Source organism: Cytobacillus firmus (assembly GCF_023612095.1).
Taxonomy (GTDB): Bacteria; Bacillota; Bacilli; order Bacillales; family Cytobacillaceae; genus Cytobacillus.
Genome location: NZ_CP086235.1, coordinates 3213004 through 3235423 on the forward strand (window position 1 = coordinate 3213004; position 22420 = coordinate 3235423).

22 protein-coding genes are annotated in these 22420 nt (G+C 40.5%); 8 read left to right on the forward strand and 14 right to left on the reverse strand.

Annotated elements, in window-relative coordinates; translation table 11 throughout:
* Positions 1-14: 14 nt before the first annotated feature.
* Positions 15-209 (reverse strand): hypothetical protein, encoded by a 195-nt coding sequence (locus LLY41_RS16160; protein WP_095244039.1) that lies wholly within the window; start codon positions 207-209, stop codon positions 15-17.
* 274 nt (positions 210-483) lie between these two features.
* Between LLY41_RS16160 and LLY41_RS16165 the strand changes: the two genes are divergently transcribed.
* Positions 484-672 (forward strand): YkvS family protein, encoded by a 189-nt coding sequence (locus LLY41_RS16165; protein ID WP_095244038.1) that lies wholly within the window; start codon positions 484-486, stop codon positions 670-672.
* 134 nt (positions 673-806) lie between these two features.
* On the opposite strand, the gene LLY41_RS16170 is transcribed toward LLY41_RS16165, so the two are convergent.
* The gene (locus tag LLY41_RS16170) at positions 807-917 is read right to left on the reverse strand and encodes a DUF6254 family protein (protein WP_019381647.1); all 111 of its coding nucleotides are present in this window, start codon (positions 915-917) and stop codon (positions 807-809) included.
* Positions 918-1067: 150 nt separating this feature from the next.
* On the opposite strand from LLY41_RS16170, the gene LLY41_RS16175 reads away from it, so the two are divergent.
* Both LLY41_RS16175 and LLY41_RS16180 read left to right on the forward strand, forming a co-directional pair.
* Entirely contained in the window at positions 1068-1679 is a 612-nt protein-coding gene (locus LLY41_RS16175) for a CPBP family intramembrane glutamic endopeptidase (protein WP_304585857.1), read from the forward strand.
* Positions 1680-1869: 190 nt separating this feature from the next.
* Positions 1870-2556, forward strand: coding sequence for a DUF8580 domain-containing lipoprotein (locus tag LLY41_RS16180; RefSeq protein WP_304585858.1), 687 nt, complete (start codon positions 1870-1872; stop codon positions 2554-2556).
* A 51-nt stretch (positions 2557-2607) separates the two neighbouring features.
* On the opposite strand, the gene LLY41_RS16185 is transcribed toward LLY41_RS16180, so the two are convergent.
* Entirely contained in the window at positions 2608-3660 is a 1053-nt protein-coding gene (locus tag LLY41_RS16185; protein ID WP_095244036.1) for a YkvI family membrane protein, read from the reverse strand.
* A 198-nt stretch (positions 3661-3858) separates the two neighbouring features.
* On the opposite strand from LLY41_RS16185, the gene LLY41_RS16190 reads away from it, so the two are divergent.
* On the forward strand, positions 3859-6012 hold the full coding sequence (locus LLY41_RS16190) for an ATP-dependent Clp protease ATP-binding subunit (RefSeq protein ID WP_304585859.1): 2154 nt from the start codon (positions 3859-3861) through the stop codon (positions 6010-6012).
* A gap of 48 nt (positions 6013-6060) precedes the next feature.
* Here LLY41_RS16190 and LLY41_RS16195 read toward each other — a convergent pair whose 3' ends face one another.
* The 3 genes from LLY41_RS16195 to LLY41_RS16205 form a co-directional block, all read right to left on the reverse strand.
* On the reverse strand, positions 6061-7755 hold the full coding sequence (locus tag LLY41_RS16195; protein ID WP_304585860.1) for a M3 family oligoendopeptidase: 1695 nt from the start codon (positions 7753-7755) through the stop codon (positions 6061-6063).
* Positions 7756-8181: 426 nt separating this feature from the next.
* Positions 8182-8637, reverse strand: coding sequence for a MarR family winged helix-turn-helix transcriptional regulator (locus tag LLY41_RS16200; RefSeq protein WP_304585861.1), 456 nt, complete (start codon positions 8635-8637; stop codon positions 8182-8184).
* A 95-nt stretch (positions 8638-8732) separates the two neighbouring features.
* A complete protein-coding gene (locus LLY41_RS16205) occupies positions 8733-10322 on the reverse strand; it encodes a bifunctional metallophosphatase/5'-nucleotidase (protein ID WP_095244032.1) in 1590 nt (529 codons plus the stop codon).
* Positions 10323-10452: 130 nt separating this feature from the next.
* Between LLY41_RS16205 and LLY41_RS16210 the strand changes: the two genes are divergently transcribed.
* Complete coding sequence (locus LLY41_RS16210) at positions 10453-11952, forward strand: PAS domain-containing sensor histidine kinase (RefSeq protein WP_304585862.1); 1500 nt, start codon at positions 10453-10455, stop codon at positions 11950-11952.
* Positions 11953-11987: 35 nt separating this feature from the next.
* On the opposite strand, the gene LLY41_RS16215 is transcribed toward LLY41_RS16210, so the two are convergent.
* On the reverse strand, positions 11988-12980 hold the full coding sequence (locus LLY41_RS16215) for a phosphotransferase enzyme family protein (protein ID WP_304585863.1): 993 nt from the start codon (positions 12978-12980) through the stop codon (positions 11988-11990).
* A gap of 146 nt (positions 12981-13126) precedes the next feature.
* On the opposite strand from LLY41_RS16215, the gene LLY41_RS16220 reads away from it, so the two are divergent.
* Positions 13127-14362, forward strand: a complete 1236-nt coding sequence (locus tag LLY41_RS16220) for an MFS transporter (protein ID WP_095244029.1) — start codon at positions 13127-13129, stop codon at positions 14360-14362.
* Between the two features lie 273 nt (positions 14363-14635).
* Here the strand turns inward: LLY41_RS16220 and LLY41_RS16225 are convergent, their stop codons facing one another.
* A complete protein-coding gene (locus tag LLY41_RS16225) occupies positions 14636-15157 on the reverse strand; it encodes a hemerythrin domain-containing protein (protein WP_304585864.1) in 522 nt (173 codons plus the stop codon).
* Positions 15158-15364: 207 nt separating this feature from the next.
* Between LLY41_RS16225 and LLY41_RS16230 the strand changes: the two genes are divergently transcribed.
* Positions 15365-15661, forward strand: coding sequence for a hypothetical protein (locus tag LLY41_RS16230; RefSeq protein WP_304585865.1), 297 nt, complete (start codon positions 15365-15367; stop codon positions 15659-15661).
* 442 nt (positions 15662-16103) lie between these two features.
* On the opposite strand, the gene LLY41_RS16235 is transcribed toward LLY41_RS16230, so the two are convergent.
* The 6 genes from LLY41_RS16235 to LLY41_RS16260 all read right to left on the reverse strand — a co-directional run bounded on the left by LLY41_RS16235 (position 16104) and on the right by LLY41_RS16260 (position 21473).
* On the reverse strand, positions 16104-16388 hold the full coding sequence (locus tag LLY41_RS16235; RefSeq protein ID WP_019381639.1) for a ferredoxin family protein: 285 nt from the start codon (positions 16386-16388) through the stop codon (positions 16104-16106).
* Positions 16388-17683: an FAD-dependent oxidoreductase gene (locus LLY41_RS16240; RefSeq protein WP_304585866.1), complete on the reverse strand. Its 1296-nt coding sequence runs from the start codon at positions 17681-17683 to the stop codon at positions 16388-16390. The genes LLY41_RS16235 and LLY41_RS16240 overlap by 1 nt, the downstream gene beginning before the upstream one ends.
* Positions 17676-18701 carry an electron transfer flavoprotein subunit alpha/FixB family protein gene (locus tag LLY41_RS16245; protein WP_095244021.1) on the reverse strand — a complete coding sequence of 342 codons (1026 nt, stop codon included), beginning with the start codon at positions 18699-18701 and terminating at the stop codon, positions 17676-17678. The genes LLY41_RS16240 and LLY41_RS16245 overlap by 8 nt, the downstream gene beginning before the upstream one ends.
* 24 nt (positions 18702-18725) lie before the next feature.
* Complete coding sequence (locus LLY41_RS16250; RefSeq protein WP_095244020.1) at positions 18726-19544, reverse strand: electron transfer flavoprotein subunit beta/FixA family protein; 819 nt, start codon at positions 19542-19544, stop codon at positions 18726-18728.
* A gap of 210 nt (positions 19545-19754) precedes the next feature.
* Positions 19755-19988, reverse strand: coding sequence for an aspartyl-phosphate phosphatase Spo0E family protein (locus tag LLY41_RS16255; RefSeq protein WP_095244019.1), 234 nt, complete (start codon positions 19986-19988; stop codon positions 19755-19757).
* A gap of 312 nt (positions 19989-20300) precedes the next feature.
* The gene (locus LLY41_RS16260; protein ID WP_304585867.1) at positions 20301-21473 is read right to left on the reverse strand and encodes a pyridoxal phosphate-dependent aminotransferase; all 1173 of its coding nucleotides are present in this window, start codon (positions 21471-21473) and stop codon (positions 20301-20303) included.
* A gap of 144 nt (positions 21474-21617) precedes the next feature.
* Between LLY41_RS16260 and LLY41_RS16265 the strand changes: the two genes are divergently transcribed.
* Positions 21618-22403, forward strand: coding sequence for a carbon-nitrogen family hydrolase (locus LLY41_RS16265; protein ID WP_095244017.1), 786 nt, complete (start codon positions 21618-21620; stop codon positions 22401-22403).
* Positions 22404-22420 lie beyond the last annotated feature (17 nt).

The following is a 22420-nucleotide window of genomic DNA, read 5'->3' on the forward strand; positions in this document are numbered from 1 at the left end:
CTTCATACCTTTATTCAGCTTCGGGGTGAATCTAAATATTGATATATAACATGTCCGCCTCTTTGTGCGATTCCGCGAAAATGTTTAAAGTCCTCCCTTTTTACGATGACACTGCGAAAAGGAAGAAAATCTTCTTTTGACACATGATATTCAGAGATGGTTCCATTTTTTAATTGTTCAAGCACTTCCTGAATTTGTTCATGATTCATTATCCAGAACTCCCTTTTATTTCATTCTTTCTTAATCATAAATAAAGTGCTGCCAATTTTGAAGCATCAAATATTATATATGCACATCAATATTTTTTCTGAATATTGAATATTTTTAATGTGCAAAAGAATTTTATCTGGTATAATATTACCAACCTAAAGAATGTAACATTTTACTTTAGCAACACCGAATTGCAAAATTCTTTACGCATTTCAAAATATAGTGCAAACTGTTACTACCAGCGAAAGAAATGGATAAAAGGAGAGATGCTTTTTGAAGAAAGCAGAGGTTGGCAATATTATTGAGTTTCGTGACGGACTACAGGGCATTGTAGAAAAAGTAAATGAGAATTCAGTTATTGTAGATTTAACGTACATGGATAACTACCGGGATCTCGAGTTAGATCAGAGAACAGTTATCAATCATAAAAATTATAAGGTTGTCAGAGAATCAGCAGTATAAAAAAGGGAAAAATGAAAGCGTATTCTTACGTCACTTTAAAAAGCAGCTCTTTTGCTGCTTTTTATTTTTGCCTTTTGTCTGATCCGAATCACTGCCCTTTTATAATTAGGGCCCCCGTATAGGAGGCCGTAATTTTATTCTTTTTCTCCTGACAGCTCTTTTAAGGATTTCACTTTTCCATGAGGATGCTGATCCTGCTTTCTAACTGTCCAGGCACGCTCTTTTTCTCTTTTTGATTTCGTCATTATACATACCTCCCTTCATATGGGCTTATGATTCGCATTTCTGCATTATTTTATCTTAGCGTTACCAAAGAAATCTTTTCCTTACTTTTTATGTTTGTTTTTTGTTAGAATAGTGTTTGGTTATTTTTTGCTTGAAAGGAGTTAAATAATTTGAAAAATATTGCTGCAGATGTCCGTTTTATTGGCGGGCTGGTACTCGCTCATCTGCTTATGTATTTTACATTTCAAGATAAATCAATTTTCTGGTATATCTTTTCTGCCTCTTTACTGCTGCTAATCAGTTACTCCATCATAATGGAGGAAGTGGAAGACAAGGCTTCTTTTGGGACATTCATTACCTATGGAACACTTTCAGGTTTTCTTCTATACGGACTGTTTTGGATGGGATACAGTTTATTTGATATGCTCAGCCTCCCCTTAGTTAATCAGGTTGTGCAATTATACGGCCGATTTTCACCTTCGTTTATTTGGCACTATATTGTGCTTATATTAATCATAGTTCCTGGAGAAGAGGTGTTTTGGAGAGGGTTCGTTCAAAAAAGATTAATGAAACATACGACTGTTAAGGTAAGCATCATTATATCTTCTCTCCTCTATACTTCTGTCCATTTTTATTCAGGATACTGGATGCTCGCTTTTGCAGCATTAATCGCAGGCCTCTTCTGGGGATGGCTATATGCCTGGAAAAGAAGCATTCCCTTAGTAATCGTCTCCCATCTGATTTTTGACTTGTTATTATTCGTTCTGCTCCCATTTAATTAGATGTACTTCCACTGACTGCAGTGATGATCAGACAATTCTTCGAGGATTGTCTTTTTTAAATTTTTGTTGAGTCTTGTCGATGTTTTACATAAATGGTAATGTACAAATAAATAGGAATTTATATGTAACTCTTTTTTTTCAAATACGTCTAATTTTGCAAAGGCGCTGACACACAACGGGAGGAAGGAACATGATGAAAACTTTGGCGAAATTTATGTTAATGCTGGGAGTTATTGCTGCTATCCTGGCAGGGTGCGGAACAGCTCAGGGTGATCCTGGCAATGGAGCAGGATCTGGGCAAAATGAAGAAGAAAAAGGTTCGGATGAACAGGATGGACAAGAGCAAAGTGAAGAGGAAGAATCATCAGAAGATGGCACAGATGGAGAAGGAAATAGTGTAATAAGGATCCTTGAGCAGAATATGACTTATTCAGTTGAGGGTGAAACGAAGGAAGACACAGCCTTCCTGAAGCATAGTGATAATCAAAGTTATTCAATGTATGTTCTGCCGGAATATGAATTAACTGCCGAGGAACCAAATAAGGATGTTTTGTACCTCACGGAAAATGATCAGATATTCATGCGGATTGAACTCCTGCCGGATGATGCAGATTGGGGCATGATCGAAGAAAACACTAAAGCACAGCTTGAAGCTGTCAGCGAAAACGTACAAACATCTAAAGCTCCTTCAGATGATTTTTACAAAGATGCTTCTGTAATGAGAGCCGAAGGAAACGGTGAGAAGGTTTCTGCCTATCTTGTAAAAAATGATGATCTTTCACTGAAGCTTACCCTATTCAATAAAGAAGACGCAGACCATGAAGATGCTTTCCTGCAGATGGCGAAAACCATTATGAAAGAGAAGCCGCAAGAATAATATGAATTGAAAGAGATCCATGTAAAAAGGATCTCTTTTCATTTTTCAGGTTTATTTCCCCTTACTTCCATCATCAAACGGCTTCATCCACAGAAGAATAATAAAAGTCAAACTCACATATCCAAAGACCGGATATAAATACGAAAGCAATGTCCCATAATTGATTAAACTGATAAAGTAACAAACGACAAAGATAAAACCCACAATAATAATACTTGGTACGGAAAAGTGTTTTTTCACCTGTCTCTCAATGCCAAACACATTCCCAATAACAGACGTGAAAATCTCCCCATAGATGACAAACACAAATATCCAATAGAACGATGATGCCAATGTCTTTACAATGGCGGCCATCGGGATATCATATGCTTCCAGATTAGGCAGCATCATCAGTGTTAAATGGCTGGAAAGAAGAATAAGAGTCAATGCGGCTCCCCCAAGATATCCTCCCCATTTAATTGTCCGTTCATCATTTATTTCAGAAGCCACAGGCACCAGGACTGCCTGCGCCAATGTTAAATTCAGGGCTGTATAAGAAAACGGAGCCACAACCGCTTTCCATCCATCTTCAGCATATGGGATAAACAGAACCTGTTCAGCAAAATTAGGAAGCTTCATGCTTATAAACAATAATATAAAACTAAATGCTATCATCATTGGAACGACAAATGTATTAACAGCAAATAATCCCCGAATGCCCACTACCATTGTAATAATCGTTAACCCTATCGTTATGAGCAATCCTGCAGTCTTGCTGATGCCAATCTGTTCCTCAAACACGGCCCCTGCACCTGACAGCATAACAGCGCATACGCCAAGGAGCATAAACAGCATTAGTATATTAATGGCAGAACCAAAAAATTTTCCAAATAGGTATTCATTTAATTCCTGGTAGGATGCTGCTTTTATCTTTGCAGAGATTCTCATTAACTTTGAACCGAGAAAAATAAAGATATAACCGCTCATCAGTATCCCAATTAAACCGATAAAACCAAATCGGGAAAAAAACTCTACAATCTCCCTGCCAGTGGCAAAGCCCGCGCCTACCACGGTTCCCACATAAACGGCAGCGATCTGGAAAGCTGCCCCCCAATTCGTCTTCACTTAATCTCCTCCTTCCTTTCCAATATATGTAGGCTGGTACAAACAAAGACGAGCTTTTTTGCATTTAAAGGCAAACTGCAAAAAGGTTAAAAATACCAAAACAAACTACTTGAAAGTCAAATAAGGTCAAATTATACTATATGCATAAGGTCAAATATAGTCAAAGTCAGACCAAATCTATTAATGGAGGTATGCAAAATGCTTTGTCAAAAATGTCAATTAAAAGAAGCAAACGTGCAATTAAGATTAAAAGTTAATGGAAATGAACGAAACCTTAACCTTTGCCAAAGCTGTTATCAAACTGAAAAGCAAAAAAGCCTTACTTCCTTTGGGCCTGCTTTGAGCGGCTTTTCAGGTTTTGGCCAAATGCCTTTAGAGGATTTCTTTAAAAAGTTGGCATCCTCTCAAGGAAATGAAAACTTCCAGCCTCTAAAAGAAGCGCCTGGCCAGAATCAGGGCAACGGCGGATTTATCGATCAATTCGGACGAAATCTTACACAGCTTGCAAATGCTGGTTTAATTGACCCGGTCATCGGCCGGGACGAAGAAATAAACCGGGTGACAGAAATATTAAATAGAAGAAGCAAAAATAATCCGGTCTTAATAGGAGAACCGGGAGTGGGTAAAACAGCTATTGCCGAAGGGCTGGCGGTTAAAATTGCCGAGGGGCGGGCACCAAAGAAACTTCAAAATAAAGAAGTCTATCTGCTTGATGTGGCATCCCTGGTTGCAAATACTGGCATTCGCGGCCAATTCGAAGAACGCATGAAGCAGTTGATCTCAGAGCTTCAAACCCGGAAGAATATTATTCTTTTTATTGATGAAATCCATTTGCTTGTCGGAGCAGGATCAGCTGAAGGATCGATGGATGCCGGCAATATACTAAAGCCTGCTCTTGCACGGGGTGAGCTGCAAGTAGTCGGAGCCACCACATTGAAAGAATACCGCCAGATTGAAAAGGATCCGGCTCTCGAACGCAGATTCCAGCCTGTACAAGTAAATGAGCCGACTGCTGATGAGGCAGTTGACATCTTAATGGGGCTGAAACAAAAATATGAAGACTATCATGATGTTTCTTTTACAGAAGATGCCATAAGATCGTGTGTGGAGCTGTCAAGCCGCTATATTCAGGACAGGTTCCTTCCTGACAAAGCTATTGATCTAATGGATGAAGCAGGTTCGAAAATGAATCTTCAGTCAGGATATATACCGGCAGCAGATATTGAGTACCAGCTGAAAGAAATCAGCAGGCTGAAAGAAATTGTCTTAAAAGAAGAAAAATATGAAGAAGCTGCAAAACTCCGTGAAGAGGAACTAAAACTCCAGCAGGCATTAAACGGAGAAAACAAGGCTGAAAGGCCAGTTATTGAAACAAGCCTTATTCAGGAGATTGTTGAGAAGAAAACAGGGATTCCTGTAGGCAAATTAGCTGAAAATGAACAGGAAAAAATGCAAAACCTAGAGGGAAATCTTGCACAAAAAGTAATTGGACAGCGGGAAGCCGTACAAAAAGTGGCAAAAGCCATCCGCAGAAGCCGTGCAGGACTTAAATCCAAGCACCGCCCAATTGGATCTTTCCTATTTGTCGGGCCAACAGGTGTCGGGAAGACTGAATTAACCAAAACACTTGCGGAGGAGTTGTTCGGCTCAAAAGACAGCATGATCAGGCTTGATATGAGTGAGTATATGGAAAAGCACAGCGTGTCTAAAATTATCGGCTCTCCTCCTGGATACGTAGGTCATGAAGAAGCAGGGCAGCTGACCGAGAAGGTGCGCAGAAATCCTTACAGCATTATTCTGCTTGATGAGATAGAAAAAGCACATCCAGATGTCCAGCACATGTTCCTTCAAATACTGGAAGATGGACGCCTGACAGATAGTCATGGCCGCACTGTCAGCTTTAAGGATACAGTCATTATCATGACAAGCAACGCAGGAGTTGGACAAAAAGAAGTCCATGTTGGATTTGGTGCAGCAGATGCCGTCAAAGATTCCAATATTCTGGACTCGCTTGGCAGCTTCTTTAAGCCGGAATTTTTGAACCGATTTGACAGCATTATTGAATTTAAAGCTCTGGAAAAAGAGCACTTGCTGAAAATTGTTAACTTAATGCTCAGTGAGTTGCAGGAAACCTTAAATGATCAGGAATTTGAATTAACTATTAGCCAGGAAGTTAAGGAAAAATTAGCAGAAGACGGATACCACCCTGCTTTTGGCGCAAGGCCATTAAGAAGAATCATCCAGGATGAGCTGGAAGACAAAATTGCAGATTTCATCATCGACAATGGTGGGAACAGACATTTACAGGCTGAGCTGGAAAACAGCTTAATTGTCATTAAACCAATGCGCTAATAGGATGGAAAAGAGCCGGAGTTATGAATCTCCGGCTCTTTTTTTATCTTATAAACCTTTATCATTCACTGAATTTAGCCAATTCTCAATTTCCCCGATAACTGACTCAACACATCCCTCTTCAAAAGGAGAAATCAATCCAGCTTCTTTAACAAGTCCAGTGAAAGGCTTACTCCCGCCAAGCTGGCATAGTTTTAAATAATCCTTCCAAGCCTCTTCCTGATTCTCCCTGGATCTTTTCCAAAACTGGAATGCACAGATTTGGGCCAATGTATAATCAATATAATAGAATGGAGAATTGTAGATATGTCCCTGCCTCTGCCAGAATCCACCGTTCTCTAAATACTGATTGCCATCATAATCTTTATGCGGCAAGTATTTCTTCTCAATCTCTCTCCAGGCCTGTTTTCTTTCCTGCGGTGCTGCTTCCGGATTTTCATACACCCAATGCTGAAATTCATCAACTGATACACCATAAGGCAGGAAAAGAAGTCCTCCGCTCAAGTGTGAAAACTTGTATTTCTCCGTATCCTCTTTAAAGAAGCCTTCCATCCAGGGCCATGTGAAAAACTCCATGCTCATGGAATGAATTTCAGCTGCTTCATAAGTTGGCCAGTTATATTCAGGTATTTCAAAATGACTGCTTGAATAGACCTGGAATGCATGTCCTGCTTCATGGGTAAGAACATCAATATCTCCTGAAGTCCCATTAAAATTAGAGAAAATGAATGGGGATTTATAGTTTTCAATGTAAGTGCAATAGCCACCCCCTGCTTTTCCCTTTTTGGCTACCAGGTCCATAAGATTATTTTCTCTCAGGTATGAGAAAAATTCGCTCGTTTCACCGGATAACTCATCATACATTTTTTGGCCGTTTTCAATAATCCAATCAGAATCTCCTTTTGGTACGGCATTACCCGTTTTAAATTCAAATCCTTCATCGTAAAATTTTAGCTTATCGACGCCAATGCGCTCTCTTTGCCTTTCCTTTAGCCTTGTGGCGATTGGAACGATGAAGTCCTTCACCTGCTTACGGAAATTTTTGACCATTTCCGCGTTATAATCTGTCCGGTACATGCGGAAGTACGCCAGTTCAACGAAATTTTTGTATCCAAGCTTTTGGGCGATTTCTGTTCTAACCCTGACAAGCTCATCATAAATACGGTCCAGTTCATTTTCATTTTCAGCCAGAAATCCAAAGCGGGCCTCGCTTGCTTTTTTGCGCATTTCACGATCTGTAGATTCGGTAAATGGCTCCAATTGGGCAAGTGTCCGTTCTTCACCTTCAAACTCAATCTTGGCCGAAGCAATTAATTTCGTATACTCTGAAGAAAGCTTATTTTCTTTTTGCAAAAGCGGAACGATCTCCGGCGAGAACACCTTCAATTGTGCTTCTGCAAGTGCAAACAGCTGATTCCCCCAGCGCTCTTCAAGCTCTGTTCTGAACCTGGAATTAACTAAAGCCTGATAATACTTTGTGACAAACCCTTCTATTTCAGGCTGTATCTCATCCATATAATCCTGCTCTGCTTTGTAAAATTCATCATTCGTATCAACTGAATGCCGGATATAGCATAGGTTGAACATCGTACCGACATCATTGCGAATATCGTTGATTTCCTTCATAGCCTGATTTTGCTGTTCTGCAGAAGCTGCATCTTCGAACTTCTCAAGCGCTGCTTCAAATTGCCCCTTTATTTTCTCAAGATTCGGACGAACATATGTATAGTCTTCAAATCTCACATTATTGCCCCCTCGTGTATATGTATATCGATTTATAAACAAACCACTAAACTATTTCGACAATATTTGGATAATTCCTCCCTAAACATATCTTATCAGTCACAAAATAAAAAACAGCCCGTCAAGGCTGTTGATCGATGGCTCTTTATTCTAAGATTGTTATTATTTGTTTATAAATTCAGCCCGTTGATTTCCGCTGCAGGCACTTGCTTTCCGCGGGGAGGAATGCGAGCCTCCTCGGCTTCGCCTGCGGGGTCTCACACTTCCCTCTCCTCCCGCAGGACATTGAATAAGCTTCCTCGAATGAACACCGCACGAAGGAAATGCGTCAGCATTTTCGAGGATCAAGTGCCCTCCGCTCCAATCAACTCAGAACTCTAATTTAGTTCCCTGCCTAAAGCAACATACCTTGCGAAATCAGCCTGATTAATTTTCCCCATTTTTGTCATGGGAGATTGATAGTCCCAGTTTCTTTAATAGCTCAATGGCTGTAGCTTTTTCTTCAGAAGTCAGCTCGTTCATAAGTGAATGTATATGTTTTTCATGGTCAGGAAAAATATTTTCAATAAATGCTTTTCCCTCATCTGTAATCTGCGCAAAGGTGACTCTTCTGTCCGTCGGGCATGCGACCCTTTTTAACAGGCCTTTCTGCTCAAGCTTGTCCACTACATATGTGATGCTTCCGCTGGCCAATAGTATTTTCCCGCCGATCTGCTGCAGTGGCTGGTCACCTTTATGGTACAGCAGCTCCAAAACGGCAAATTCAGTTGGATTTACCCCGTAAGTTTGTATTCGTTTATTTACATTTTCATTTATAGCCCGGTATGCCCTGGACAGGACAATAAACAATTTCAACGATTGGTCAATTTGTTCAGACCCCATTTTATCCAATCCCTTTACCATTTAATGAGTAGCGTTTACATCAATCAATTCTCAATCATTATAGAAAACAGGAAGAAAGCTGTCAATTTAACAGATCAGGATCCTTTGCCGGCTGTAACCTCCCAATTGAAATTCAAAGACGGTATTACCTTTCCCTTTTCAGAAAAATAGCCGGCAAGCAATTCAGTCATATCGGTTAAAATTTCTTTCTCAATCGGTTTGCCCTTGAACATATAGTATCCTCCGCCGCCAGCAGCCCGGTAATTGTTCATTACTGCATGGTACTCGCCATCTTCCCTGATAGGATGTCCCTTATAAAGAAGCTTTGTGATCCGGCTGCCCTTTTGGCGTGAAACATCTATTTTATACTCAATTCCTTCCCACATATCGTAATTATAATGCTGTGGCTTCGGATATGAAAATTCAGGATTCACTATAATTTCCCCGGCACTGCTCAATTCAAAGTAAGCTGCTGAACGCTCTAAAGCATCCTTAATGTCCTTTCCCGTAATCCTTAGGACACATAGCGAATTCGGGTAAATATAATTAGAAACAATTTCTCTCATCGTTACTTTTGACTTGAAGCCAGGTGCACCCTCATGAAACAGCGCAGTACAGGAAATATCAGCACCAGATGCCTCCATCTGCACTTTATTAATGAATTCGATCAGCGGATGCTCCGCTAGGCGCGCTTTGAAAATATCATCAATCTGCATATCTCCTTCAATTTCACCTATCACAGTATCAAGCCAATTCTGGGTTTTGGATTCATAATACCCGGCAAGCTGAAGGACCTCATGATCAGGCATAATTCCATTGGGATAAATCAAGGCAGAGTTTTTTTCATCAATCAGCCAATCATTATGTTTTTTTCTGAATTTTACTGTAACCTTTGCAAGCGCCTGCCCATTAAATCCCGGCTGGACAATAGATACACCATTCACTTGCTCCCCTTCAATAAAACGGTGCTGATGCCCGGTAATCAGAACATCAATACCCGGGACATCAGTACAGATTCTGTAGGCTTCATTTTCACCTGTTTGTTCTTCCGTCAGTTCACCTGTTTTTAGATCCTTTTCAAAGCCCCCATGGTAGGAGACGATAATTAAGTCCGGCTTTTCTTCCTCCTGGATATAGGAAACCCATCTTTTCAAGCTGACCACCGCAGATTCGAATGAAAGCTGCTCAATATGCTGCCTTTTCTCCCAGTTTGGAATATACTGTGTCGTTACACCTATTACCGCAGTTTTCAATCCATTTGCAAAAGTTTTTATCTTATAAGGAAGCCCGAAATAAGTTTCTTTTGTTGAACTGAATAAGATATTAGCTGAAAGCCAGGGAAAATTGGACTCACTGACCGCTCTTGCAAGGGTGTTCTTTCCATAGTTAAATTCGTGATTTCCGATAACAGCTGCATCATATTCAAGTTTATTTAAAATCTGTATCATGGGGTTTTTTTGATTTTTCAGGTATCTGGAATAATAATAAGTCAAAGGAGTTCCCTGGATCAAATCACCATTATCAATAAGAATGGATATCTCAGATTGTTCCTTTTCTCTCTTTATTAACGCTGCAAGCTTGCCCAGACCATGCTCAGCGTTTTCATCCGTTCCATAAAAATATGGATAAACATGTCCGTGGACATCACTTGTAGCTAAAATGGTGAGTAAAACTTCCGATTTCATCAAACCCCTCCTTACATATAAAATAACATTCCTTTGAAAGAATTAAACCTCTTTTAACACATAATGGTATAATATTGTTAATGTCAGTTAGCTAAGGACAAATTAACCTAATTAATCTGGAGTTACCCTCATGAATAATCGAAAAAGAAATTTCCTGCTTTATTTGTTCGCAGTAATAATACCCACTTTAACCGGCAGCATCTTTTTGTTTATGGATTCTGTTAAACAAAATGATATAGAAAGAATCGAAGAAGCAAAATGGATTGGCTCGATACACCAAAGAAGCTGGGACCAGTTTATTTCCGAGACCGTGACCACGCTTGAGATGCTTTCGCTGACTGCTGGAAGTGCTGACACACCTTCTGAAAAGCTTGAGCAACTGCTCCAAAAAGCCAATCAAATGGATCCTCGTTATGGAGGAATTTACCTGCTTGATCACAGCGGATTGGTTCTTACAGGATCAAATCAATTCTTAGCAAACTCAGATTTATCTGAGAAGAAATATCTTAAAGAGGTATTGGTAACGAAAGATATTGTTATTTCCAATACTCCAGAAACACTGACAAATGGGCAGACAGTCGTTGGGATAGGAAAGCCGGTATTGAATGACGATGGAGATGTAATCTCTATTATTGTGGCACATATGAGAGTGGATTACGTACAAAATATTATGAGGCTCCTTACTCCTGATGCCCGACTTTCAGTTCTTAATTCTAAAAGGAAAACAATTATGGACATCAATATGAATGGAGACTCCTCATTCTCCAGTCAAAATAGCATTACAATTCCGATTGACAGGCTGCCTTGGAGTGTAAAGGTGGAATTTCCGCCAAGAGACATGCTGAAAATTATTATGGATGCTTTCCGGGAAATCCTGGTATTAACCATAATAATCCATATTCTATTTCTCTTCATAAAATATTTAAGGCTTAAAAAACAGGCTGAAAAGGAAAAAAAGGAAAATGAATTGCAAAAACTCGAACTGGTAGGTACTCTGGCTGCCAGCACAGCCCATGAAATCAGGAACCCTTTAACAGGAATAAAAGGCCTTATACAGCTATTGAGTGAAAAATATACGAATACACATGACCAGTATTATTTTTCTGTCATAAATGATGAGATAAATAGAATTAATGAGATTGTCAGTGAATTTTTAATTCTGGGTAAACCAACTGCTCAAAAAATGGATGCTATGGATTTGAGAAGTGTTATAAAGGAATTAGAACCTTTAATATTCTCTGAAGCTAATTTACATAATGTCACATTTGAATCTATTTTTTCAGATGAACCCGTCTTAGTCGATTGCACGAAAGATCAGATGAAACAGGTGATCCTGAATTTGACGAAAAACGCTTTTGAATCAATGCAGGATGGCGGAAAACTAACGATAAAGCTAAATAAGATGCAATCCAGATGTCAGCTTAAAATCGCGGATACTGGCTCCGGCATTCCAGAAGACAAAATAGAAAAAATATTTCATCCATTTTATACTTCAAAAGAAATGGGTACAGGTCTTGGGCTTGTGGTCTGCAGACGCATTGTGCATTCTTTTGGCGGTGAAATATTTATTACAAGCGAAGAAAAAAAGGGTACTCATGTAGATATTTTTCTTCCTATCAAAAACCCATAAAAAGGGAAGGTGCATAAAACCAGGCACCTTCCCTTTTAGCTTAAATATATTGGAGAGTTTTCCTCAATTCGATCCTTTATCGAGTTCATCATTACTAATAGCTGAGGATTCCTGTCCTCAGGTGCGATTTTTTTATGGAGAACGGAATACAGTGTGATATCTCTTAGCCTCAGGAATAAAGGCAGCTGTTTTTCCAGGTCACAGGGAATTTCATTCTCCAGCTGATATCCATTCAAAAAGGATTCCAGGAATACCCTTCCAAAAACTTCCACTTCTGCAGGGTCCGCCTCTTTAAACTTATAAAAAATTGAATAATACAGAGGAATGGCGATATCAGACGCAAACCAATGATAACAGCAGTCATCAAAATCAAACACTTGTATATCTTTTCCGTCATAAAAGAAGTTACCGGAATGAATATCTGTATGAATAAGACCATAGTTGTTAATATTCTTTGGCAATGCATGAAGCAGATTCATTAAATCGTTCGTATTCTTAACAATTAATTGATCTTCTTTGGGTATATATTTTTCAACGGTCAACAATTCATCTTCATCCCATTGCATTCGCTGTATAATGCCAGGAGAAGGAATATATGATTTTGTGGCTGCATGCATTTTCCCCACTGCTCTTCCCCATGCATGATATAACTTCTGATTGAATTCCGGTGCAAGAACACTGATTGGTTTTCCCTCTGCTTTTGAAAACAGGCTTGCATAAAAGACAGAGGCATCACTGGCTTCCAAGGCTTCAACCATATTCCCATTTTTTGAAGGGATTACCTTTGGAACCTTCACACCTTCTGATCTTAAATAACTCATCCAGTCAACTTCAGATAAAAGCTCCTCCAGCTTGCGATGTGTCGAATGGGTAATTCTCAAAATTAACTCTTCTCCATCTTTCGAAGCTTGAAAGACAAAGTTTTCAAAGTCACCCAGCTTTTTATAATTCACGGTATTCAAGGAATAGATACTTAAGAAATGATGGAGGACGTTGTCCGTCATTAAAGCATCAACTGCTTTTTCCATTAGCTCCCCTGCTCTCACATTTATTCTGAATAATGTAAATTATATAATATTTAAAAGATTTTCAAAATAGCTATTTTGATAGACTCGTGAATAAGGTACACTATATTTAGTTTCACGAAATGTTCAGAAAGAAGGAGACTTACACTATGAGTGCTATCGCTGCTACAATCAAGCCAAACTCTGATCCGCAGCAGAAAACAGCCTATCGGATATTATTCATCATCGGCCTTTGCCATCTATTGAATGATTCCATCCAATCCGTTATCCCAGCTATGTTTCCGATTTTGGAAAAGTCTATGGGGCTTACCTACTCACAGCTGGGAATGATTGCTTTTTCGTTAAATATGGTTTCTTCCATCATGCAGCCTGTCATTGGGATGGCCACTGATAAAAAACCGTTCCCTTTTGCCTTGCCAATCGGCCTCACCTCCACTTTATTTGGTGTATTAGGCCTGGCTTTTGCTCCAGATTATAAATGGATCATTCTTTCAGTTCTATTCATTGGTTTGGGTTCGGCTGTGTTCCATCCTGAAGGTTCAAGGGTAGCATATATGGCAGCAGGCCAGCGCAGGGGCCTTGCTCAATCGATTTATCAAGTTGGCGGTAACACCGGACAGGCACTTGCTCCCATCATTACAGCCCTCATTCTTGTTCCACTCGGCCAAATAGGGGCTGCCTGGTTTACCGCAGTTGCGGCAATTGCAGTTGGCCTGCTGATTTATATTGCATTCTGGTATACAGGACGTCTTCAGCAGGAACTGACCGCCACTAAACCGAGGAAAGATTCAGGTGCTCGCCAAAACAAAAGAATTTCCAGAAAGGTATGGGGAGCCCTCCTCCTGGTTCTTTTTTTGATTTTTGCCCGTTCATGGTATATCTCAGGGATGACAAATTTCTATGCTTTTTATGCCATTGAGAAATATTCTTTCTCTATAAGTCAGGCACAGCTCTTCTTATTTGCATTTTTAGTATCAGGTGCGCTGGGTACGTTTTTTGGTGGACCGCTCGCAGATCGGTTTGGAAAGAAACAGATTATTTTTCTATCAATGATCCTCACTGTTCCCCTTTCCCTCCTGATTCCTTTCGTTCCTTCCGCTATTGCATTTATCATGCTTGTGGCGGGTGGATTTATACTCATGTCAAGCTTTTCTGTGACCGTTGTATACGCACAGGAACTCGTTCCCGGGAAAATCGGCACAATGGCCGGACTTACAGTAGGGCTGGCATTTGGCATGGGGGCAATAGGCTCCGTTGCTTTGGGCTATCTGGCCGACACTCTTGGACTGGCCAATATGATAATATTTACAGGGTTTCTTCCCGTTTTGGGGTTGCTGACTTTATTGCTTCCCCCGGATGAAAGGGTTTCTGAATGGCATAACTAAGAAAAGCGTAAGCGCCTTGCCCACCCCCGACAAGCACAAGACGAGCCTCCCGGAAAGGCGTTCTATGCCTTTTTGGGGGGCTTGCCCGAAAGGTGGAGGCGACTGCCCAGGGACGACAGGCATAAGACGGTTCCTGTAAGAAGGCGTTTTTCCTTCTGAAAGGAAACGGCTTAAGACCCCGAGTCCCTAGGAGCCGCAACTAGACAAGCTTGTGACCTCGAGGGGGTAGGCGCTGAAGCTAGACATAAAAAAAGAGGAGGTGCTCCCTCCTCTTTAAATTTGCTGAATTTTAATATATAGCTCTTCTTTCTCGTCTTCAGTAAGAAGATTTTCTGCCATTGGAAATAGGACGTTTTCTTCTTTAGAAAAGTGCTGTGTCAGAGTATAGTATGCCTTTTTAATCAGCCCGGAGTGTTCGGCCATTTCTGTTTCAGTTAAGTGATCTGCTCTTTCCGCAGCTCTTAAGAAGGCTTTAATACAGCTTTTAGCCTGATCATGCTCATACTCCATAACAGCGATAGGGCCTGTTCCTTTACCCAGGTATTGTTCCATCATCCGGAAAAGCACACCTTCCTCCCTTTCTGAATGCGGATCAAGCTTACTGCAGAAATTCTGTACATGTTCAGTCAACTCTTCAAAAAGAGCTCTGTCCGGAGATTCCTCCATTTTAATAGTGATCTGAAGAAGCTCTTCAAGCATTGCCAAAAGAGGAGGGTGCTCCTCTTTCAGCTGTTTCAGTCCTTTGCTAAGGTTGATTGGGCCATTTCCCATCATGGAGCTCATACAGCCTTCCATCCTTAAACCCCTCCTATCTAATATAGGTTCAGTATAAAAAATGGCAGTCAGGATTGTTGTGATGCCCATCACTTTGTGCATTCCTGAAAAATTTTCTAAAAATTTAAATAATTTTGTGCAATCTTCTCGTTTTTTGCCATATAATAAAGGTAAGTTATCTTTATATCGGCGCAGCTGAACCCTGTAAAATGTTAGGAGGGATTAAAAATGCATATGCCAAACTTTTATGATTTTTATCAAAAATGCCTTATTCCAGCCAATTCAGCTGACTCATTCCTTTCCACTGGGCAAACCCATTGGCTAATCGCTCTGGAAGGTCAGCTTAAAGAACAGGAAAAAGAGTTTTATTGCTGGAAAGTAACCATTTATCCATCAGATTCTGAAGGAAGCTTTTCATGGAATGAAGTACTATATTCTTCATCCCTTCATGAATGCATCCATAAAGCTTTTGAACATGCCAGAGAAATTGAAGCAAGTGTCAAAGACTCTCAGTTCAGTTTTTAAATAGAGAAGAAAAAATCAGCTAGCCTCAAAAAATCACTTCTCCTTTGCTCCATCTTTTTTTACCCTCGCATGTGAAATAACATACATATAGGTAAATTCTACTTCTAATTAAAACCCAACAAAAATTTAATACAATAAAAAAAAGAGCCTAGACAAACTAAGCTCTCCAGATTATAGGGGGTCAACTAAAATAGTTCGACCAGATTCAGTTTAACAAATTCTGCCTGAAAAATTAAGTTACTAAAGCACTATTACTCAAAAGCATTAACGCGTCAGTTTAAAAAATCATTTTAGAATTCATAATTTATATATACCTTGTTAATAGTTTTTTAATATTTCAAATTTATAATGGACATGTACCGAAAGACAAAGCCTTTTTCATCCCCCCTTTTCAAAACCGGCCAATTTGATGGCCGGTTTTTTTGTGATCCTAAAGGCTGATTTAGGCAAGCCTGAATACTATTCCATGGCCGCCTTTCGGATATTCCCATTTAATATTCTGATACGGGCATCCTATTCTGCAGCTGCCGCACTCATGACATCCTTCGTAACCGACCTGCATTCTTAACCCTTCCCACTTGTAGACCTCAGCCGGGCAAAAAATGGTGCATATTTTATCGGGGCACTTTGTCATACAGATATCATGATCCAATACGGTAAGATGTGATTTTGTATCTGCCTTGAAACGAACTAAATATTGCTTTTCTTCGATCGTTTTCGTTGACATTATTTCACCGCCTTCCATGCCCTGTACATATCTTGAAGCACACGAATTGTACCGCGTTCACTGGTGAAGCTCTTCATAATTTCTTTTTGCTTTTCTTTCTTCGGAGTTCCATCAACTGTAAAGAATTTGTTCGCTGCCCTGTTCAGCATCGGAACATATTCTTTAAAATACTGCGGGTAGTGCTCAAACGTGTGAGCTGCATCTTTATATTTTTCCAGGTCCTTAATAATAAAGCTTTGATAGAGCTTTTCCCTGTACTGGTTCAAGCTCGTTTCGCCAAAATCACCCCGTTCTTTGGCAGCAATTATTGTTTCTGCAGCCATCGTTCCGGAAGCCATAGCCATATTGGAGCCTTCGCGGTGAATGGCATTAACAAGCTGTGCCGCATCACCTGCAAGGAGAACACCATTACCGGCCACTTTCGGCACCGAATGGTAGCCGCCTTCAGGAATCAAATGGGCCAGATATTCAGCGGACTCTCCCCCTTCTATTAAAGGTCTTACCATAGGGTGTGTTTTTAAATAATCCAGCAGGTCATAAGGTTTAAGCTTTGCCTTGATCATGCTTGAGAGCGTCGTTCCTACACCAATATTGATACTATCTTTATTAGTGTAAATGAAAGCTGTACCGAGATTGCCTTTCGTTGAGTCCCCGAAAATTTCAATCGTACATCCCTGGTTGTCTTCCAGGTTGAAGCGGTCATTAATTTTGTCTTTAGAAAGATTAATGACTTCCATTACTGTCAGGGCCACTTCATCAGGACGGAATTCTTTATGGTAGCCAAGCTGCTTTGCCAGCAGTGAATTCACACCATCTGCCAAAACCACTACATCTGCATATATATCTCCATCCGGACGGTCTGTTCTTACCCCAACCACTTTTCCATTCTCAGTCAGACACTCAAGTACGACCGTCTCATTTATTAATAGAACGCCCTGCTCAACCCCTTTCTTTGCAAACCATTGATCAAAAGGTGCGCGGAGCACTGTGAAATTATTATATGGCTCCTTCCCCCACTCAAGACCTTTATAGCCAAAACTCACTGCCGATTCTTTATCCATCATCCAGAATCTCTGCTCTATGACTGGCCGCTCAAGTGGTGCCTCTTTCCAAAACTCCGGAATAATTTCCTCCATTTGCTTACGGTATAACACACCGCCCATTACATTTTTGCTGCCCGGATATTCTCCTCTTTCAATTTGCAGGACTTTCAGGCCGTTTTTAGCGCAGGTGTAAGCACAGGAAGTTCCTGCAGGACCAGCACCGACCACAATGACATCAAACTTTTCAGACATAGCTCATTTCACCCCCTCTTTCTCTTGCTTCCTTGAATTCTTTAATCAGCTTCGGAACAATTTCAAGTGCATCACCCACGATACCGTATGTTGCTACATCGAATATGGGGGCTTGTGGATCCTTGTTAATCGCAATAATAAACTCCGAATTCTTCATGCCTACAACATGCTGAATCGCCCCTGAAATCCCAATAGCAAAATAGATCTTTGGTGTAATGGTTTCTCCTGTCTGCCCTACCTGCTGTTCATGGGGCAGCCATCCGGCCTCCACTACATCCCTTGTACCCCCTACGGTCGCTCCAATGGTGTCAGCCAGTTCATGGATCAGCTGGAAGTTTTGAAGATCACCCATGCCTTTTCCGCCTGCAACGACAACATGGGCTTCAGCTAAATTCACTTTTTTTGTGACATCCTTCACAATTTTTATCACCTTTGTGCGCATCTCATCTTCTTTTAAGGTAATCGGTTCTTCTATAACCTCACCATGTCTATCAGGATCCGGATCCATTGCCTTCATAACCTTAGGACGGACAGTAGCCATTTGCGGACGGTGTTTTTTGCAAAGGATGGTTGCCATAATATTTCCTCCAAATGCCGGGCGGCTTGCTTCAAGCAGCCTCTTTTCTACTTCGACATCCAGCATGGTAGTATCAGCAGTCAATCCAGTGCTGAGATCTGTGGCAACTGCACTGGCTAAATCTTTACCATTGGAAGTAGCCCCATAGAGAAATATTTCTGGTTTATATTTTTCGGCAAGATTGATAACTGCCTTCATATAAGATTCTGTCCGGTAATCCTTCATAACTTCGTGGTCGATTACATAAACCTGATCAGCTCCATATGCGATGACCTCCCGGCTTAAAGACTTTATTTCATACCCAAGCAGCACACCTGAAAGAGGCACCTCCAGTTTATCTGCAAGCTTCCTGCCTGCACCGAGCAGTTCAAGGGAAACCCCTTCAATTTTCCCATCATTTTGTTCTATGAATACCCATACTCCCCGGTACTCATCCATCATGTAAATCCCCCCTGTTTATTACTGTTATTTACCTGCAAATAGCTCTTTTTTATCATTAAGAAGCTCTATCAGCTGCTGAATCTGTTCGTCTGCATTCCCTTCCAGCCTTTTTCCGCCTTCCGGTTTTGGAGGGGTAAACATTTTACCTACTATTGTAGGTGATCCTTTCAATCCGAGCTGTGTGCGGTCCACTTCTTCAAGATCATTTACAGACCAGATGACCGGCTCATACCTGGCAGCTTTTATCATATTAGGCATAGGGGAATATTCTATGCTGTTAATCTCTTTTTCAACGGTCAGCAAGCAAGGGATTTGAGCTTGAATTAATTCATATCCGTCCGTGATTTTCCTTTTGATCAGAATCGTTTTTTCACTTTCATTAACTTCAGCTACTTCGATCACATTGGTGACAGGCGGAATATCCAGCCGCCTTGCTATACCTGGCCCAACCTGGCCGGTATCTCCATCAATGGCATGCTTTCCGCATATAACCAAATCCACAGGCATATCTTTTGAAATACGTTCTAAAGCTTTAGACAGAGCATAGCTTGTTGCCAATGTGTCGGCACCGGCAAATGCACGGTCGGAAATTAAAAATCCGCGGTCCGCCCCAATTTCGATACTTTTCTTAATAACTGCCACGGCCTGTGGAGGTCCCATGGATAAGACTGATATGGTGCCATTTCCCAGGGCCTTTTTAATTTTCACAGCCTCCTGCACTGCATGAGCATCATAAGGATTCAAAATGGCAGGAGCACTGCGCCGGTCAAGGGTATTGGTTTTGGGATTAATTTTAATGATTTTAGTATCAGGCACTTGCTTGACACACACAACTATGTGCATTTTTTACTTTCCCTCCTCTTAACTTAAAGCTTGTATGAGTATTGAGTACTTTAAGTAATAAAAAAAGCTTTGTATTACGATATATGATTCTCTAAAGAGGCATAGTACTTCTTTAATGAATTAATATGTTTATTACTAGAATTGCGGCAGACAGCAAAAAAAAAGAACCCTTCACGGATCCTTTTTACTCCCTTGTTATATATGCTCAATTTATACAACTGCTTTCTTCCATGATAGAATCATTTGCCTGAATGAAACTCTCATACTTTTCTTTTGTTCCTTCTCCTGTTTAATGAAGCATTGATATTCAAAAATCAATTGATCGAGTTCCTGGCTGCAGCGAACTGTTTCCTGGCTCGCCATTCCGCTTTTCCTGGCCGTTTCTATCATTTTTTCCCTTTTTTGCTGGATTTCAGTCAGCAGCTGTATTCTTTTATTGCGCAACTTTCTTCCTCCTAGTCCTATCCCTTTTATCCGATATAAATGTGTCTACTTGAAGCATTATTACAAGAATTTCTATGAATGTAAATAGATTCGCAATATTAGACAATCTTTTTCCCAATTAATTTTAATCGACAATAATCTTACATCAGACCCCTTGGTCTTCGACAGCTTTTGCTACTTAAAATAACGTAAACCAACAGTATTTGATAAAAAACTTTATGTAAAAAAAATCCATTTATTATAGCAAAAAAATAAAAAACCCCTTCAATTATGAAGAGGTTTGCATAGCAATCTAATTTAATTTCAAAAAAATTAAAATAGATCTAATTTTTGTATTCTTCTTACCGCTTCTTTAAGTCTTTCTTCAGATGTAAGCAAACCGGCTCTCACAAATCCTTCTCCAAACTGGCCGAACCCATTGCCGGGGGCAACTGCAATATGCGCTTTTTCCAGGAGATACTCAGAAAACCCTTCAGATGTAAATGATTTCGGGACCTTAAGCCATGCAAAAAAAGAGCCCTTAGGAGCTTGTACATCCCATCCAATTTCCCTGAGACCGGAAATGAAAGTATTTCGTCTGGATTCGTAGATTGAATTCAACTCGTTTACACAATCCTGGGAGTCTGACAGAGCAGCTGCCGCAGCTTCCTGAACAGCTCCAAACAAGCTGACGTAAAGGTGATCCTGCATCAGGTTCAGTGCTGCAATAACGCTTGCATTTCCAGCTGCAAATCCCACTCTCCAGCCTGCCATATTGAAGGTCTTTGAAAGAGTATAAATTTCTATTCCAACCTCTTTTGCCCCTTCTGCCTGAAGAAAGCTTACAGGTCTCTTTCCGTCAAATCCAATTCCGCCATATGCAAAGTCATGAACCACGCAAATGCCATGGCTTCGGCTTATCTCAACTGTTTCCTGAAAAAAATCAATGTTTGCCACTGCTCCAGTAGGGTTGTTTGGATAATTAAGAAACATCAATTTGGCTGAATGAAGCTTCTCAGCTGTCAATTCACTGTATACTGGCAAGAAGTTATTTTCCTCTCTCAGAGGCATTGTTACCATTTTTGCTTTAGCAAGCGCAACCCCTGACCAATAATCAGGATATCCCGGGTCCGGAACCAATACACTGTCCCCGGGATTTAAAAGGCATTGAGGAATTTCTACAAGGCCGGCTTTACCTCCAAAAAGGATGGCTATTTCAGTATCGGGGTCCAAATCCACATCATATTCCCTTTTATAAAAGTCAGCTGCTGCCTTTTTTAAATACGGGTAACCCTGAAAAGGAGAATACTTATGGTTTTGAGGGTTTTCGGCTGCACTTTGAAGACGCTTGACAATATGCTCCGGGGTAGGCAGATCAGGATTTCCCTGTCCCAGGTTGATGACATCATGACCCTGTTCAAGCTTTTTACCGACCTTAGCTGTCAATGAGGCAAAAAACTGTTTTGGCAGACTTTTTAATAGTTCTGATTGCGGATAATTAATCAAATTGATCACCTGCTTAAAAAAAATGATTGAAAATATAGTCACAAATGATATAACGTAAATGATAAGTTGTAAAGTAAAATTTAGAAAATTTCTATCTATCGGACTAATCATAACATAAGCAAAAGATGATTGCGGGGGAGTTAAATGAAATTAAAGGTTGCCTGTTTACAAATGGATATTGCCTTTGGAAAACCTGAAAAGAATTTTAAAGCGGCTGAATCCATGATTCATAAAGCGCTTAAGTCCAATCCGGACGTTTTGGTTCTTCCGGAGCTTTGGACGACAGGCTATGATTTGACCAGATTGGATGAAATTGCGGACCAGGATGCAGCCTTCGCTCTGGCTTTTTTGAAAGAGACAGCACAAAAAAATAAGGTCCATCTGATTGGCGGTTCTGTTGCAAAGAAAACAGCTGAGGGCATTTACAATACGCTGCTGATTGTAGATAACAACGGAGACCTTATACATGAATACAGCAAGCTGCACTTATTTAAGCTTATGAATGAGCATCTCTATTTGAAAGGAGGGTCAGCCAGAGGAGAATTTTCTCTGGACAATAGGAAATTTGCAGGAATGATCTGTTATGATATCCGTTTTCCTGAGTGGGTGCGGAGCCATACAGCAGAGGGTGCAGAAGCTTTATTTGTAGTAGCCCAATGGCCATTGGCACGGCTTGCACATTGGCGTGCGCTTTTGATTGCACGTGCCATTGAAAACCAATGCTATGTCATTGCCTGCAACCGTTCCGGCTCTGATCCTGCTAATGTTTTTGCTGGCCATTCGATGATTATAGACCCTTGGGGTGATGTACTTGCTGAAGGCTCTGAAACTGAAGAAATCCTTCATGGTGAAATTGACCTGGATCAAGTGAAGGAAGTCCGCAGCTTAATTCCGATTTTTGATGACCGCAAACCGGATTATTACCGATAAGGACTTAGCAGGGGCCC

Bases quoted from the DNA above. Each gene is read 5' to 3' on its own strand.
- LLY41_RS16160 (WP_095244039.1), bottom strand. From the start codon at position 209: ATGAATCATGAACAAATTCAGGAAGTGCTTGAACAATTAAAAAATGGA.
- LLY41_RS16190 (WP_304585859.1), top strand. From the start codon at position 3,859: ATGCTTTGTCAAAAATGTCAATTAAAAGAAGCAAACGTGCAATTAAGA.
- LLY41_RS16250 (WP_095244020.1), bottom strand. From the start codon at position 19,544: ATGCACATAGTTGTGTGTGTCAAGCAAGTGCCTGATACTAAAATCATT.
- LLY41_RS16235 (WP_019381639.1), bottom strand. From the start codon at position 16,388: ATGTCAACGAAAACGATCGAAGAAAAGCAATATTTAGTTCGTTTCAAG.
- LLY41_RS16240 (WP_304585866.1), bottom strand. From the start codon at position 17,683: ATGTCTGAAAAGTTTGATGTCATTGTGGTCGGTGCTGGTCCTGCAGGA.
- LLY41_RS16245 (WP_095244021.1), bottom strand. From the start codon at position 18,701: ATGATGGATGAGTACCGGGGAGTATGGGTATTCATAGAACAAAATGAT.
- LLY41_RS16210 (WP_304585862.1), top strand. From the start codon at position 10,453: ATGAATAATCGAAAAAGAAATTTCCTGCTTTATTTGTTCGCAGTAATA.
- LLY41_RS16265 (WP_095244017.1), top strand. From the start codon at position 21,618: ATGAAATTAAAGGTTGCCTGTTTACAAATGGATATTGCCTTTGGAAAA.
- LLY41_RS16215 (WP_304585863.1), bottom strand. From the start codon at position 12,980: ATGGAAAAAGCAGTTGATGCTTTAATGACGGACAACGTCCTCCATCAT.
- LLY41_RS16225 (WP_304585864.1), bottom strand. From the start codon at position 15,157: ATGGAAGGCTGTATGAGCTCCATGATGGGAAATGGCCCAATCAACCTT.
- LLY41_RS16170 (WP_019381647.1), bottom strand. From the start codon at position 917: ATGACGAAATCAAAAAGAGAAAAAGAGCGTGCCTGGACAGTTAGAAAG.
- LLY41_RS16205 (WP_095244032.1), bottom strand. From the start codon at position 10,322: ATGAAATCGGAAGTTTTACTCACCATTTTAGCTACAAGTGATGTCCAC.
- LLY41_RS16180 (WP_304585858.1), top strand. From the start codon at position 1,870: ATGATGAAAACTTTGGCGAAATTTATGTTAATGCTGGGAGTTATTGCT.
- LLY41_RS16220 (WP_095244029.1), top strand. From the start codon at position 13,127: ATGAGTGCTATCGCTGCTACAATCAAGCCAAACTCTGATCCGCAGCAG.
- LLY41_RS16230 (WP_304585865.1), top strand. From the start codon at position 15,365: ATGCATATGCCAAACTTTTATGATTTTTATCAAAAATGCCTTATTCCA.
- LLY41_RS16200 (WP_304585861.1), bottom strand. From the start codon at position 8,637: ATGGGGTCTGAACAAATTGACCAATCGTTGAAATTGTTTATTGTCCTG.